Source organism: Burkholderia sp. R-40, assembly GCF_049942845.1.
GTDB classification, from domain to species: domain Bacteria; phylum Pseudomonadota; class Gammaproteobacteria; order Burkholderiales; family Burkholderiaceae; genus Burkholderia; species Burkholderia ambifaria.
Genome location: NZ_CP187969.1, coordinates 464,523 through 480,256, shown reverse-complemented (window position 1 = coordinate 480,256; position 15,734 = coordinate 464,523). Strand labels below are relative to the sequence as shown.

Annotated in this window: 9 protein-coding genes and 1 pseudogene; 5 read left to right on the top strand and 5 right to left on the bottom strand. The window is 61.8% G+C overall.

The genetic code is table 11. The annotated features are described in order from the left end of the window. Positions 1-115 precede the first annotated feature (115 nt). Together ACP26O_RS30925 and ACP26O_RS30920 are read left to right on the top strand one after the other, a co-directional pair. On the top strand, positions 116-421 hold the full coding sequence (locus tag ACP26O_RS30925; RefSeq protein WP_006750728.1) for a hypothetical protein: 306 nt from the start codon (positions 116-118) through the stop codon (positions 419-421). A 19-nt stretch (positions 422-440) separates the two neighbouring features. Next, the gene (locus tag ACP26O_RS30920; RefSeq protein ID WP_006750727.1) at positions 441-800 is read left to right on the top strand and encodes an HrpB1 family type III secretion system apparatus protein; all 360 of its coding nucleotides are present in this window, start codon (positions 441-443) and stop codon (positions 798-800) included. A 191-nt stretch (positions 801-991) separates the two neighbouring features. Here the strand turns inward: ACP26O_RS30920 and ACP26O_RS30915 are convergent, their stop codons facing one another. Beyond that, positions 992-1,234 (bottom strand): hypothetical protein, encoded by a 243-nt coding sequence (locus ACP26O_RS30915; protein ID WP_175662415.1) that lies wholly within the window; start codon positions 1,232-1,234, stop codon positions 992-994. Positions 1,235-1,514: 280 nt separating this feature from the next. Here ACP26O_RS30915 and xopAD point away from each other — a divergent pair, with 280 nt between their 5' ends. Both xopAD and ACP26O_RS30905 read left to right on the top strand, forming a co-directional pair. Next, on the top strand, positions 1,515-8,393 hold the full coding sequence (gene xopAD, locus ACP26O_RS30910; protein ID WP_175664531.1) for a XopAD/skwp family type III secretion system effector: 6,879 nt from the start codon (positions 1,515-1,517) through the stop codon (positions 8,391-8,393). Continuing rightward, positions 8,375-8,713: pseudogene (locus ACP26O_RS30905) on the top strand (transposase); the annotation flags it as partial. The gene xopAD and the pseudogene ACP26O_RS30905, both read left to right, overlap by 19 nt. 426 nt (positions 8,714-9,139) lie before the next feature. Here the strand turns inward: ACP26O_RS30905 and ACP26O_RS30900 are convergent. Continuing rightward, on the bottom strand, positions 9,140-9,955 hold the full coding sequence (locus ACP26O_RS30900) for a phage tail tip lysozyme (RefSeq protein WP_164714700.1): 816 nt from the start codon (positions 9,953-9,955) through the stop codon (positions 9,140-9,142). Between the two features lie 262 nt (positions 9,956-10,217). After that, positions 10,218-12,386: a hypothetical protein gene (locus tag ACP26O_RS30895; RefSeq protein WP_244099001.1), complete on the bottom strand. Its 2,169-nt coding sequence runs from the start codon at positions 12,384-12,386 to the stop codon at positions 10,218-10,220. Between the two features lie 137 nt (positions 12,387-12,523). Between ACP26O_RS30895 and ACP26O_RS30890 the strand changes: the two genes are divergently transcribed. Then, the gene (locus ACP26O_RS30890; RefSeq protein WP_244099002.1) at positions 12,524-13,390 is read left to right on the top strand and encodes a hypothetical protein; all 867 of its coding nucleotides are present in this window, start codon (positions 12,524-12,526) and stop codon (positions 13,388-13,390) included. 209 nt (positions 13,391-13,599) lie between these two features. On the opposite strand, the gene ACP26O_RS30885 is transcribed toward ACP26O_RS30890, so the two are convergent. Together ACP26O_RS30885 and ACP26O_RS30880 are read right to left on the bottom strand one after the other, a co-directional pair. Next, positions 13,600-14,067 (bottom strand): lytic transglycosylase domain-containing protein, encoded by a 468-nt coding sequence (locus tag ACP26O_RS30885; protein ID WP_175664532.1) that lies wholly within the window; start codon positions 14,065-14,067, stop codon positions 13,600-13,602. A gap of 174 nt (positions 14,068-14,241) precedes the next feature. Continuing rightward, a complete protein-coding gene (locus tag ACP26O_RS30880) occupies positions 14,242-15,675 on the bottom strand; it encodes a helix-turn-helix transcriptional regulator (RefSeq protein ID WP_175664533.1) in 1,434 nt (477 codons plus the stop codon). Between the last annotated feature and the right edge of the window lie 59 nt (positions 15,676-15,734).

Sequence of the window (15,734 nt, the reverse complement as noted above, 5' to 3'; positions counted from 1 at the left end):
GCGCGAACGCTTTCGCATCCGCATTCATTAGATTGGAACGAGGGCCGGCTTCACGCGGCTCGGTTTCGCGCGTTTCATCGAACGCGCGCTTCGTTCACGATCAAGGAGAAAACGAATGAGCTTCATCGGCAATATTGTGAAAAGCGTGGTCGGGGATGTCACCAAGGCTGCCGGGGGTGTCCTCAATGGTGTCGGCAACGCGCTGCACGGCGCGGCGACGTTCGGCAAGGGGCTGCTGAGCGGCAACCCGAAGGAAGCCCTTGCGGGGGCGGGGGCCATTGCGACGGGTGGGCTCGAGGCGCTCGAGGGCGGCACGGCGCTCGCGGAAAACCTGACGCCGGAGGGCGCCGCTACCGCGCTCGCATTGGCGGGCGGCAAGGAGGCGGTGCGAACGCTGACCTCAGGCACTGGCGCAGCCTGATGCACGGACGGTGACGAGCATGATGGAGCTTCTTACCGAACTGCCGGCCGATGCGCCGGCCATGGCACAGGCGATCATCGAGCATATCGAGGCCAACGAGCTGGACGAGGCCGAGGCGCTGCTGGCGCGCATGCACGATGTCTACCCCGAAACGCGCGAGGTGCACGTGTTTGCCGTCACGATCGCATTGGTGCGCGGGCGTCCGCACGAAGCGTGGCAGATCGTGAACGGATTGCCCGACGATCGCGCGCCCGAACTGAAGGCAATCTGCCTGAAAGTCCTCGACGATCCGTCGTGGCATGGCTATGCGACGGCACACGAGGACAGTACCGATCCCTACGTGCGCCTTGCCATGCGGCGCCTGCTCGAAAGAGACTGATGGCCGTTCCCGGGGCCTTCGGCCCCGCTCGGCGAGCCCTTCTGAAGTGGTCAAGTAACTTTGGATACAGCGCCGGGTCAGGCTGCGAGCGCTTCGGCACGCGCTGGCGGCAGTCGGCTTCGTTGCGCCTGGTGACACATTCCTTCGCGCCGGCAACTTACGATGCACACGACCTCATTACTGTAACGTCTTTAGACTGCGATGCCTACGGAGGCCAATGCCATGAGACCAAAGGTTTCGAACTCCCCCAGCATTCCGAGGGAATCAGATACAAGGCCGGAAAATTTATCGGCATCGTCTTCGGTAGCTTCGCAACCGCGAGCCGTGTCTCGACCAGCAGGGATGCTGGGGAATATCCAGCCGCGAGCAAATACCCGATCCGAGAACACCGCGGCCATAGGTTCCAGCTCCATTCGGCGGTCGGGCAATTTCATAAACCTTTCCCGCACGCCCGTCAGGTCCTCTGCATTCTCAGGGACCGGCACAGGTACGCTTAGTCAACATGCTACGCAACCGGTACCAGCGCGGCCTCAGCGCCTCGCCGGGTCGCAGCGAGAAGTTCGCACGGTCGATTACGACTTTGCGAGGAAAGGGCCATCTCGGGAGGCAATCGCCTACCATCCCGTTGGTGGCCCCGATGCGAAGGCCCTGCTCGAACAGCGCAAGCGGCAACAGATCTATCTGCAACATACCGCCAGATATTCACGCGCGGAAGTGCTAGACCTTGCGACCACCAACGTGCTTGCAGGGAAAAAGGGGCATCCGAGGGCGCTCGCCTTTCTGGATCCGAAGGGCAAGACAGATGTGTCGCTGTTTTTACTTGGCCGATATGTGGACGCGCTCGACAAATGCACGCTGCGCTCGGGGGACGGCCGGCACGAGCCTCTGCAAGACCCGCAGGTGGAGCAGCGCATAGAGGATGTGGCGCACTACTTGGTCAAGGCGGAGTGGTTGAACGGTGGGTCCGTCTATCACCTGGCCCACTTGTCGAACCGGCTGAGCAAGTTCGAACGTCTTCCCGTCGCTTTAGGTGCAATCGCAAAAATCGCTCGCGAGGTGAAGGAGCGCGGGACCGACGCGGACTTTAGGGATCCAAAGGTGACGGCACTTCTGCTCAACGCGTTTTCCAAGCTCCCGAGCGAACCGCGTAATGCTGCACTATCCCATGTCGCAGATGTTCTGCTGGAAGACGGGAACTGCCTCGGTAGACTAGAAGGGCAGAGCCTCAGTATGGCATTCAATGCATTTTCGCAAAGTGCTGATATCCCCCGATGTGCGCAAGCGGCAGCGAATCTTGCTCAGCGTATCGTGAGCACGCCGACGTTAGCGACGACGCTGGACGCGCAAGGCGTAAGCAACGTGCTCGGCGCGCTTGCCAAGTGGCCGGGAGATCCTTTGTGCGTGGCGGCAACCGAGAATGTCGCCGCACGCTTGAACAGCAGCAGTACGATCCTTACCGATCTTTCCCCGCAGGGTGTTAGCAACGCGCTCGCGTCCCTGGCGCGAGACGGACTCAAGGATCAATCGCAAACGGGGTTACGGCTTCTTGTCGGGCGTCTGCAAAACGAACCCGCATTGCGCAGTAAGCTGAGCGCACAGGAAGTCGCCAGCGTACTCAATATCGTCAGCAAACGGCCTTCGGCGCGCCCCTGTATCGAAGTCGCGCAAGCGCTTGTTGACCGCCTCAAAAACGAGCCAGCATTGCGGGAAAAGCTGCAAGAGCAGTCCCTTGCGAACGTGTTGACTGCCCTATCGAAATGGCCGGAGCGGGCTGTCCAGTCGATCGCGAGCACGCTTGCTGGGCGTATCGTTTCTAGACGCGACCTTCAGGTCGGCTTCAATGAACAGGAGGTTAGCAACGTATTAGGTGCGCTGTCAAAATGGCCGGATGTGCCCTATTGCACGGAAGCCGCGCTCACGCTCATTCCGCGCATCGCGACCGATCCGAGCGTCGTACGCTCTTTCAACCAGCAGGAGGCGGTTCAAACGCTCAATGCATTGCGGGCGTGGGCGAAGGACCCCGGATGTATACAGGCGGCTCGCGCACTCGCGGGCGTTCTCGTGCCGAGTAAAAACGATCAAGGTCCGTTAGCCCGTGGCCTCACTGGGGGCCACGTTAGTTTGACAGCGAATGCGCTCAGTTATTGGCCAGAAGACGACCAGTGCCGCGATGCGGCACTTACTTTGATTCGCCGCTTGCGTGCAGAAGGCGACCTGGTGAAGCACCCGTTGGATTCCCTCAATGCGCTTTCTGCAATGGCGCGGCTTGCACATGTGCTGGAATTCCCCGATGGGGCTCGCGAGATCGCCCAACGCTTGCGCAGTGACGAGGAGGCAATCGCTACTGCCGGCGCACAGGAAATTTCAGGGATGCTCGTAGCACTGTGCAAATTTCCGCAGTACGACTCGTGTACAGAACTTGCTGCCGCATTAACCGAACGCATCGTTGACGATGCAGAGTTACGCAAAAACTTTTCTGCTCATCAAATGAGTGGGACGCTGAACGCGCTCAGCAAGATGCCGGATCTTCCAGGTAGTGCCGAAGCTGCTCGGGAGTTGGCAAGGCAACTCGATCAAGACAGGTCCAAGCTCATCGCGATGAACAGCGAGGACGTCAGCAACACGCTTAACGCCTTGTCCCATTGGACCGCCGAGCCGACCGCTCTAAAGGTCGCCGGTGCGCTTGGTCAGCGGATCCATGAGGAAGATGGTCTTTGCGCGAAGTTCAACGATCAGGGACTTTCAAACACGCTCGTCGCGCTAAGTAAATGGCCTGACGATGAGCAGTGTGTTGCAGGTGGGCGGGCGCTTGCCGAGGCGCTCATCGAGCGCCGCGCCGAATTTGCCTATCCGGACAAATTTGAAGCGCGTTCGCTTGCTACGATCGCCAACGCGTTGAGTCGCTGGCCTCGTGAGCCGGCATGCACCACCGCTCTGCAGGCCATCGCCGAAACGCTATCCGAGGGCAAGCGGCAATGGAGCGAGTTCAACATGGTGTCGCTCTCGCAACTCGCGAATGCGATGTCACGCCTCCATTCGGCCGATGATAGTGCCGACGACCTACAAGCTCTTTCGCAGACATGTTTGCACATGCTCGCGGCCCATCTCGACACGCACAAGAGCGAGCTGCTCGGAACAGCTTCCGTCAAACATATCGGCGTTATCTTCAAGGCGCTGGGTTCGGCCAACATGCAGAAGGCGATGAAGCCACTCGTCCCGACTGCCCTTGGACGCGTCCATGCGTTGATCGACACGGACGCCCTGCGCGGCGAAAACCTGGAGTCGCTGGGAACACTGTGCATGGGCCTTGTGCCGGTACAGCGAAGCCCGGAACTCGTGCGTCATCGCAAAGCCGCGCTAAAGCTGATGGATCGCCTGAAGCCGATTGCGGATCGTAAGATCCAATTGTTGTTGGACCAGGAAGATTCCACACTAGGAAATAGTCGAGAGAATCAGTCTGCTACGGGCGAGCCGGCAGAACAGTTCGATACGCGTCGCCCCGCCCTGACTTTCGTGCACATCCTGAAGTCGTTCGCGATCACGCAAAGCTTGTGGAAAACGCGCTGGGTAGACGCGCCACGTACCGAGGTGGCACAGCAGCGTGCTGAGCTAAAAGGTTGGGTCGAAAGCCTGCTGGAGCGCACGCGCAACGCGGTCACCACCGATCTGCAGGAGATGAGTTGGAATCTCATTGCGCAGATCGAAGTCGGCGACGACATTCTCAATGCGCTAGATGTTCGTATGCGCAGAGACGAAGCTTTGTTGACGGCAAAGAGCAAACCAATTCCGCTCGACCTCGATAAGCTGCAGGCGAGCATGAAGACGAAGCCAGGCACGCTGCGTCCGGTTCAGCCGGGAGAAGGCTCGCCGCACTACACGCTCATTGATATGACCGGCAAGACGTTGCGGAGCGACGAGTCAGAAGGTGGGCCCCAGTATTCCTTCTACTCACGCTTGACAGGCCAGCCTGTGACAGAAGTCAAGCTACCGGGTCCTTTGAGCCCCTTCATGCTGGCGCGCACGATCAACCACAACGGCGAGCAGTGGCGCTTTGATATGTTCGGTGGCAGCCATTTGAAGGTGCCGAGTATGCGTCCGCAAGCTATCCTGGCGGGTTCAAAGCGTGGATACGGCCGGCTTCCAGCGATTCGGTACTCGGACAGCGCGCCGACGAGCCCATTTATGAAGCTGGTCTCAAAGCTGGGACCGCAGCGAGAGGATTGGTCGCGAATTCAGCGTTCTCTACTCGAGATCGTGCCCGCCGACCACGCCGTAGAAGGGACAGTGAGGATTGGCTGGTTCCCAGACGTGCCCGGACCGGAACATCCGTTCAAGCCGGTGGATCCCGCCTCCGGCAAGGAAATAAAGCTATGTCCGAACGACGGTTGCGGGTTCTTGCGCTACGAGGCTGCCATACAGATTCCGGTCGTGGCTGAGCTCATCAATGCGTGGACCGCTTGTCGAAAGGGTCACGCCGACCAAGCGCAGCGCAAGCTAATCGAGTCGTTCAAGCAAGAGCCCAGTTACATGGCTCCCCAGGCGCTACAGCATTTTCCACGCGACGAAGCAGCGGTCAAGGAGGCGAGCGATCTTATCGAGGAAAAGCTGAATGAACTCGCCAAGGTAACGACGGGTGTCGGCAAGGCACCGGTGCTCGACGTGCGCATGCCTGGTCCTCTGGCTCCGGACAACGTCACAAAGCTTGAGCAGTATCGATTGCTCGTTAACGGCGGCTACGAAGGGTGCAAAATCCGAGCGGTGCCGTCTGCCGACGATGACCTCCACCTACCCCGGCAAAAGGGCGAGACGTTCGACAAAAAGGGCGGTGCCGTCCTACTGGGGAAGCCGCCGTACGACAAGGAAAACTTGTTGCCTATTGAGGAAGACCGTGTGAAGACAATAGGGGCCGGCGATGTCACGGCGAAGTTCCTAAGCAACGACTGCTTTGCGATCCAATATAGCTATGCGGGCTTCGATGACGCCAAGCAGTCGGATGCAGACATTCTCCATTGCAAAGGGATGCTCATTATTCCGCCGAAAGGATCCTGGCCAGAGGCGTACCAGCACCTTGATCTAGCATGTTCCACGGAAGACATGAAGACGCTATCTACTTGGGCGGAATCTCGAAACCGCCCGCAATCGCCCACGTCGATAACTACAACGGGGAGCCTTCGTGTGAAGGATCTGCTGTTGCCTGGCGAACTAGGCGCGGTGCCGATCAGAGAGTTGCGTAAGCGGGACATGGATACCGATGGAGATGACGCATATGTATTTGCCGGTTATCCCAAACTTACCGAACACATCGCGAAAGTTGTGGCGGATCGCGCAAATCGCAAGGGCGTACATCGCTCCTTTAAGCCGCCGAAGACGGCACAGACGGCCTTTGATTCGGATCGCAACTACCACGCGGGGCGGGCGCGAAACATCATCGACGCCCAACAGGGAGATGCGCTCGTAGGCAAGGCCAGCATGGCGGCCGTCCGCTTTATGGCGCAACCTGAGGCATTGCGTCACAAAATGGCGGAGGACTGGATGTTCGGTACCTATGACGGTATCGATCGCGATCTTCGCAATGCGTTGCAGGATCTGATTTCGGACAGCAGCCCGAATCGCGCGATGCTCGACAAGCAGTTCGAGGCGGCGCAGCAGGCCGTCGAGGCGGCTCATCATCCTGTCGCCAAGGAGGTCGCTGAACTGTTGCACGGGGCCGTCGCCGATTGGCGGCGGACGCTGGGCGGAGAGAAGGCAACGCCAGCCGTTTCGACCGGTGCTGAACTGCAAAAACGGTTTCCAGAATTGGCGGAAAGCTACGGCAAGGCCCAAGCGCCCGTCGATCGAATCGCCGCAATCCTCGATCACTATCCGGTGTGCCGCCTGCCGGCGTCGAAATTCCCGCAAGGGCAACCTGGCTACGTGAAAGGAGAAGTCGAACTTACGGCGCGCAATCTGCTAACGCTGGCAGTCAAAGTGGGTACTGATGCGCTCAAATCGAACACCGGGACGGAGACCTTTATGTCGGTCATGGCGTTGTTCGAACGTGTCGAGAAGCAATACGACGAACGTGTCAGGACGGTTCCCTACGGAAAACAAACAGCGCGCCTGTTGCGTGATGACCGCTTCGATGCCGATAGCGCGTTAGAACAATTGCGTAAGATGCCTTCCATGGCTGCAGCCGTCATGGAAACCTCGATCGAGCAGCAGCAGCGCTTCGGTCTGCTGGCGCGATCACTCACTCCTCGTGAGCGCATCGCGCAAACTGCGTCACCGGCAGAGATCGACGCGGAAGCAAAGCGCATCCGAGCCACCGCTGCGCGTGCTGAGGAAGCCGTAACGCCTTTAGTGACCAATGTTGTGGGCAAGATCGAGGGCGGCAGTTTGAAGAATATGGAGCACCGGCTCAAATCCGTAGGTTCGCTGCAGGAGAAGTTGAAGCGTTTCATCGGAGTGCGCAAGCTATCGCTCGCTGAGGCGAGTGCCGGCGTGAACGACGCTGTGCGATATTCCGTGGTGTTGGATTCGGCTACGTTTGCCAAATCGTATGACCGGGCGATCGCTGAGCTGGCGAAGAGCGGAATGGAGCGCGTGAAGGTTGTCAACCATTTCAGAAAGCCGTCGGAGGCGTTCAACGCGGTGTCGGTCACCTGCGAACTGAACGTGCCAAACGATCAGGGTAATGAAGAACGCCGACTCGTCGAGATTCAATTTCATACCGCTGAAAGCTTTGAGCTCAAGGAGGCTAACCACGACCAGTACAAGTTATCACATGCGCTTGAGCTGGACGGCCGGCACGAGGACCGAGCGAAGTTGCTCGCGGGCACGCTTGAGAAGACGAAGGCGATGCCAAAGCCGGAGGGATGGCTAGAGATCGATGACTGGACTCGAGAGGTTGCCCGTCCAAAGGATATCAAGCCGAAGGCGCCGCGTTTGGGTGGAATGGTTGCGTCGGGGCCGGCGAATCAGAGAGCTCGGGCGGTGGCGAACTCGGCCTTGCAACTGGAGAAGGTGTGCACGCCGACTGTTGAGAAATTGGTAAAACGCGTCGGCGGCGAATGGGCAGAGGGGGAAAAATGGCGTGCTTCATTGCTGAAGAAGGAGACATCCATCGCGCGCAAAATCGACCTGATCAGCCGCGAACGGGGGCTGACTTTGGACGAAGCGGCCCAGCACGTGCACGACGCGCTTCGCTATACGGTGAAACTGAAGCCTGAGTCGTTTACTGCGTCCGCAAAACGACTACTCGAGGACTTCTCTGAGAACGGCTTGGAGGTGATGCGGGTTCGCAATGCTTTCGTCGAAGATGACGGTACATATCGCGGAATTAACGTCGGGCTGCGGACCAAAGACGGCAAAGATCTTGAGGTTCAACTCCATACTGGTAAAAGCTTTTACGCCAAGCAGAGGAATCACAAGTATTACGAAAAATTGAGGTCGCTTAGCAGCACGATTGAGGCTGGCAGCGATCGGGCGGACGGCAATGATATCGCTGTCTTCGACGCGGAGCGCGCTCGCTTGTCGGATTTAATGCGTTCGGAGACTGCGAGCGTCGAGATGCCGGCTGCTGTTGAGACAATCATATCTTTCCGGCACTACTAATTAAGAGACGCTTTCAAAACGAACCGGTACTGCCACCATCCAAGCCGCGGCGCGAGAAGAACCCGGGACGCCTGCCTGTTTCGAATCGCGCCGCGCTGACCGGTATCTTGTTCGTTCTCGAGACGGGGCTTCGCTGGCGCGACCTGCCGGCCGAGATGGGGTGCGGCTCGGGCGTGACATGTTGGCGACGACTACGCGACTGACAGGCGGCTGGAGTGTGGGACCGCTTGCACGAGCTGCTGCTCGCGAAGCTGCGAGCAGCAGACCAGATCGACTTCTCGCGAGCCGCTGTCGATTCGTCATCGATTCGCGACCTTGGCGTGCAGCTTCGCGATATGCCGCTTGTGCTTTCGCGCCCGTTGCGCTTTCGCCAGCTTTGCTACCGTGGGCGGCTACCTCTGTCGTCACAATGATCCTCCACCCGGCGCAACCGTCATCTGGAGAGGCTTCCTCGTCCTGCAAGAAATTACCGAGATGTTGCGCATCTTTAATCCAGGTCCGTAACTTGTGGGTAAAACCCAGCCATCAATGGCGGGGTTTCTCGGAGCAAATTCTGATGAATACGGCGCACCGCTGCCAGCACCATCGCGTCGCGATTTGATCTGCCTTGGCGCGACCGGTCGTCTGTGTATTGCCGACGAGCGGTGTTTTCGCGCGGCGGAAAATGCCGGACAAAAAAAATCCCGCCCGGACATCGGACGGGATCGTGCGAGCTTCAAACGCCTCGGGGGGGGACGCCCTCGCGTTCAGAGACCTTGCGCGAGGAATTGCTCGGCGTACTTGTTGCGGTTTTCCATTTGCGGATCGGTGGCCTGTTCGTAGTCCTTGTCCCAGACCAGTGCCGCTTGTTCTGCCGTCGTCGTCTGCTTGATGTCCGTGATCGTCTTGCTGTACGTCGTGTCGAGTTCCTGATTCATGAAGCCGATGTTGGCTTCGAGACTGCCCGGGTCGAGCCCGTGCTCCTTCGCATAGTTGATTTCGCCTTGTTTGCGTGTGCCGCCCCATTGCGCAAGACCCCAACCGTTGGCGTTGTCGTCCGCGAAGTTGCCGGAGGGCGCGCCGGTCGCTCCGCCTTGATTGACGTTGCCTTTCAGCCCGCTTTCCTGCTGCAGGTTACCGAGCACGCCGGCTACCTGCGCGTCGGTCAGGCCGTAGCGCGATTTGAGGTCCTGTGCGATGGCGTGCGCGGCGTCGCCGCCCGATACGTTGGGCAGCGTGTTGCCGCCACCGCCACCGCCACCGCTTCCACCGCCGCCTATTCCCGGCGACGCGCCGCCACCGCCCTGGCCGCCACCGCCGCCACTCACGCCAGCGGGTGCGGCGCCGCCACCGCCGGCATAGGCGGGCGGCGCGGAGTACGAAGGCGTACCGCCGCCGATGCCGCCCACACCACCGGCATCGCCTGAATTCTGGCTGGAGGGATCGAGAATCTGCTTGATTTCTTCGATGAGCAACTCGAGCAGTTGTGCGAGCTGCGATTCGTTCGTGCCGCCGATGCCGCCGACATCGTCGATGCCGTTCAGATAGCCGGCGTTATAGCCTTGCACTGCTGTGGTGGACATGATTTTCTCCGCGTGAGGATGACGGTATTCATCAGTTGCTGGGGGAGGGCCGATAACGGCCGCCTGCGAAACCTAATTTATTGCCCGGCGCTTACAGCGCGTTGACGGATGCGAAGTCGTTGTCGGATTGCCGAACTGCCGAACCGGGTGGCGGCCGCGATGCCGATGCAAGCGGCTTGCGGCTTGCGGCAGGCGAGCCGCCGCCGATGCGGCCACCTGCGCGAACCTTCATCGTTTCGCGTGCTCGGCGCGGCCCGCGTGCTCACGAGGTCGAGCGACGCATCACGCTCAGTTCCGCCGCGTTGTCGGCGCCGATCGTTCGCCCCTCGTTCGACCGGTTCGACGGGCTCGACGTGCTCGCGGCAAACGGCAGGCATCCCGCGATGATGAGCAGTGCGCCCAACGCGTTCTCCGTGAAGCTCTTGGTGCCGGCGGACCAATCGCCTCTACCCTCCACGGCGTGATTGACCACCGCGGTGGCGGCATAAAGGGAGAGGAACAGGCTGAGACGCGCGATTCCCGCGCCGGCCGCCTTGTCCCCGAGCTGCTTGGCGGTGCTGGTTTCGGAGGTGTCGAGCTTGCCCCAGCTCACGCGCAGCGTCTTCAGTTCATCGAGCGCCTTGCCCGTGAAGCCGTGCGTCGAGATTTCCGACGCCACGCGTCCCCCGATCGCATCCAGCCCCTCGCCGGCGGCATTCGCCGCCGAATAGCCGAACAGGCCTTTGACCGCTGCGTTGGTCTTCGTGTGGTGAATGAGGCTGTCGACGTAGGACGTGGCCGACCATTGCGAGCTGCCCTGCGCGGTGTTCACGGCGAGCTGGTTTCCGAAATACGGAACGTCGTTGAGCATCTGGCCTCTGACGGGGCGCTCGTAGCCTGCGTCGTGATTGCCTTCGAGCGGGCGGAACACGTTGATCACGTCGCGCGCCAGGTATGCGTACGATTTGATCGCGCTAGGCAGTATGCCGGCGAGCTGCCCAAGATGCCCGTTGCCCGCGTCGTTCTTGCCGGTATAGGCTGCGGTGGCCACCGTCGCAATCAGCGCGATGATCTGCGCACCGTGGCCCGCGTAGGTCTTGTTGTCCGCGGCGCCGGTGTGATACTTGTGCAACATCGCGGCCAGGTTGCCCATCGCCGCCGCTGTGAACAGCGAGGCCGTAATTGCGCCGCGTGTTTCGGGCCCGGCGCCGGTCTTGTCCAGGACTGCTTCGGTCGCCATCGAGCACAACTCCCGGAAGAGCGTGGCGCCGCCGGTTGCGACGAATTCATGACTGAACGCGTTGACGAGGTTGGCCGTCCACCCTTTGAGCGGTTGCGTGGCGCCGTAGGGGTTCTGAGTCAGCATGTCGCCGACGTTCGAGATGAACGACCGGATCTGCCCCGGCCGGGACAGCGCGGCCGACAGGTTGGTGCTGATCGCGGCGGCCGACGCCGGACGCATGTCTTCGGTTACCGCGACCGCCGATGTGCCCGCCGCGGCCGATGCCGGACGTGTGTCCCCGGTCTCCGCGACCACCGATGTCCTGGCAGCGGCCAGCGTGCGGGTTTCCGGTGCTACCCGGGACGACGAGCTCGGAACGGTTTCGGGCGGGCTTTCGGGCTCCTGACTGTCGATGTCGTGCGCGACGAGGTGAGGCGCCGAGAAGCTGGTTTCCTTGTCGAGCGGCAGTGGGCTGCTCGAGCTGGACGTCGCGGGCATTTTGCCGGCAGCGCTCGTCCCTGCCTCTTCCTCGAGCGCCGGCGGCTCTTTCGGGAGCGGCACCGGGCTGGCCGAACGGGACGTTTCGGGTTCCGATTCGGCCTCGCTCGTCGTCGCGGCTGTCAGCCCCGAAGCTTCCTTCTCGTGCGGCAGCGGGCTGCCCGAACGCGACGTGGCCGGTTGCTTGCCGGCAGCTCTCGTTTCCACCGGCTCTTCATGTCCAACGGACGCCGCACTCTCGTGCTGCGAGGCAGGCGTGTGTGGCTGCGGTTCCTCGTGTACGGGCAAGTCTTCGCTCGACTGCCCGCCCCCCGACAAGTCGAGCACCGGCACCGCCTCGTCTCCCGGGGCTGCACGTTGAGCGCCCAGCTTGCCCGAACCGGGCAACGACCGTGAGCCTCCACCTGGGCGGCCGATCGTGGAGCCTGACGACGACGCGCGCGCAGGCAGCGAGCTGCGCCTGACTGGCGCCGGCAGCGGCGACGATGGGGGCTGCGCCGTCCCGGCCGGTTGCGATGTTGTCGAAAGCGGGCCCGCCTGCGCCGGTGCATGGGTGCCGGTGTGCGCCGGAAAGGCCGGTGCATTGCTCAGAGCGCCGAGCAATGCGCCGCCGGAGGGGCGCGGGCCGCTCATCGATGCGCTTCGTTGGCGCGGGGCCGGCGCGGGCTGCGTGTCGTTGCGCGGGAGGTCGAGCGATGATGACCGTACTTGCGTGCTGTTGCTGATCGGCATGACGTTTCCTTTCGGTTGATTTCGATCGTTCGACGTCGCCTCGCGACAAAGGCCTTGATGGACTGACGCGCTGCCTCATCGCGTCCAGGCGGTCGACGTGCGTTCGCCCGTCGATTCCGTCTTCGCGCTTTGCGAACGTGGGTTCTCGTGTTGGAAAGGTAAAACGACATAACGGTGACAGCCTGCCGATTCCGAAGTCGCGTGCAAAAAAACGCACGTCGATGCCGGCGCCGGTGCTGCGACTGCGGATCCATTTGCGTACTTCATCGCATTTGACGTTTGCCGCATGCGCGCTTCGCAATTTCGCTCGCCGCGTCGCGTCGCTTGCGTTGCGCAATGTCGTGGCGCATAAGCTTGTGCTTGCATTCCTCGATATCGCTCCGCGTGAGTGGGATGCGGGGACCGTGCCGCACCGACATCGAGCGATGTTGCCGGCGACGGAAATCGTCATGTCACTCAAGGAGTTCGCCATGAAAAACCTAGGAATTCAATCGGGGCTCGTCCGGTCCCGTATCGCGGAGTTCGAAAAAGGGACGAAGAACGGTGCGACCGACGGCGCACAAAAGCAAGCGCCCGCGCGCAGCAAAGGCCAACTGGACGGGCTATCCAGCTTCAAGGGGGCCGACGGCGCGCCGCCACCTCCGCCACCACCGCCGCGCAACTTTGCCAGCCTGCCGGGGCGCACGGGGAACGTCGGTGCACAGTTTCTGAGTTCGGCGCTTCATGCCGGAAGTCACTTTCTGCCGCCCGGCGTCGCGTCCACCGCAATGCATGCGGCGGGTGACATGATGCGTCCATCGGCCCTCGGTGCAGGGAATCCCGTGACGCAAATGGCTGCGATGCAAAACGACTTCATGCAGCAGCAAAGCGAAATGACGCGGCTCAACAACGCGAACACGTTGGCGGCCGCTGTCAACCAGCAGTCGCAGGAGCTCACATCGGCGCTGGCGTCGGTGGGTAACAAGGGTGCCAGCAACATTTCGAACGCCGCCAAGGGGCAGTAACGGCTACGGCGGGCCGCGGCGTTTTCGCCCGCGGCTCGCGAATGCCCCTGTCTGATCGTCCACGCTTCCTGCCTGCTTTGTTCCTGCTTCGTCCCCGCTTCGCGCTTGCCTTGGCGCTCGCCATACGGGACGACTTCCTCATGCAACGTCCCTTTCTCTCTTGATGACGTTCGCGGGCAGCCGGGTCTCCCCGGCTGCCCCTGCTCGTCCTACTGTCCGTCATCCGCCAGCTTCATGCGCTCGACGATGCTTTGCACCGAACGCGCGTAGCGGTCGCGCTCGGCAGGTGTCTCCGAATGGTAGGCACCGATCGCCGCCCAGTTATTCCCGTACTTGACCATCATCTTGTGCAGGTGCCACGCAGCCACGTACACGCTCAAGCATGGGTTCATGAGGTCGTCAGCCGAGACGCCGTAGCGCGACAGCAGCGGAAGGTGAATCGAGTTGATCTGCATCATGCCGTAATCGGTCGAACCGTTCCGGTTGCGATGGAGCGCGTTCGCGTTGCCATGCGATTCTTGCCACGCGATCGCGCGCAGCACGACGGGGCTCACATGTTGATAGGCTGCGGCCGCCGCAAAGCAGTCGGCGGTCTGCGCGTGCACTTCGGCGGGCCGCGCGGACAGAACGGCAAGCGCCAGCGCGAGCGCCGGCTTGGGCGTGAATAGTCGCATCATGGATCATCCGGTAAGAGAAGCGGTGCGGGAATCGCTTCGCACCGACGTGGGAATGAAAACGCCGTCCGACCCACGCGTGTGCGTTTCGTCGGACGGCGTTGGCGGAAAAAAGCCGCGGGCCGGCCGTGTTACCGATCGGTGGTGCAGGCGCTTTGGCGCCGCACACCGCTGCCCTCAGCGGCCCATCGTCTCCGACGGCGCTTCCTGGAACACGCGCCGGTAGCCGTTGATCAGCGTCGAACGATGGCGCACGCCCCACTTGTTCGCGACGTCGAGCACGCGCGTGGCCGGTGCGCCGTCGTCGAGCAGATCGTCGCGAATGCGCTCCATCCGCTGGCGCCGGATCAGCTCGCTCGGCGACAGCCCGAGGTGGTTCTTGAACGCTGCCTGCATCGCGCGCTCGGTCACGCCCACATGCGATGCCACTTCGCGTACCGAAAGGTCCTTTTGGTCGAGGTTGTCCATCAGGTAGCGATAGGCGCGGCGGTATTTCGCCGGCAGGCGGGCGCTCACGTCGTCGGAGCGCTGCGCCGTGCGCGATGCCTGCATGTGATCGGCCGCGGCGGCGGGCATCGACATGTCCGCGCGCACGTGCTGAATCGACGCGAGCGCGTAGCGGCCGTAGAACTGTGCGAATTCCTGCGTGCGCATCTGCTGCTGCATGATCTTCGCGCGGCAGTAGAGGTAGTCGAGGTACCAGCGCGCATGCTGGCTGCCTTGCGAATTCGCCGCGCCGGACGCATCGAGCATCGCTTCGGCCAACGGCGTCGCGTGGCCGGCGATCGCGGCCAACGTGATTTCGAGGCACAGGCTGCGGTGATAATCGTTGAGGCCGGCCTGGCGGCTCCAGCTCACGTATTGCTTGAGCGTTTCGCCCGCGCTCGTCCGGCCGTCAGCCAGCGAAACGAGCCGGTTCAGGTGCGAGAGCCGTTCGGCCAGCAGCGGCAGCACGGTCCCGGCGGGTTGCGAGCCGGGTACCGGTGCCTCGCTCGACTCGAACTCCCCGATCGCCGAGCGCCAGTAGATGTGGTCGGCGAGTCGCTCGGCACCGTGCAGTTCGTGCTGCGCGAAGAGGTCCCGCCGCAGCGCCTCCACGAGGTAGCTCCAGCGGCGATCGCCATGCGTTGCCGCCAGCGCGGCCAGCTCGCCGAGGCGATGGCACGCCGCCTGGATCAAGCCCAGATGAAACGAAACGAGTGTCGCACCGACGAGGCTGTCGAGACGTTGGTGCGGCGTGGCCGCCTTTTCCTCGCCGACGCGCTTGAAGCAACTGAGCGCGACGTTGAACTGGTTGCGGAAGAAGGCTTGCCAGCCGGTATTGCGACACGACGCGATACGCAGACCGTCGCGTTGGGCGCGAATGGCTTTTTGCGCGCGGCGATACGTTTCCTCCGCTTCTTCATGGCGGCCGAGCATCAGCTCGAGGTCGGCACAGACCTGCAGTTGTGCGTAGCCGGGCTGAGCTTGCGCCGTGTCGGTATCGGCATGGCGTGCGGCGTGGCGGACAGCGTCGAGAAACTGGCCTTGGAGCATTTTCGAGGCGACGTCCGCAGGGGTGTCGTCGAAAGCGAGGGCCGAGGCCGCGGCGAAGTAGATCGTCGAGAACATGTCGTGCTCCTGATTCAATGAGCGATGCGTTAAGCGGCGTGAAACGATTCGTGAAGCAG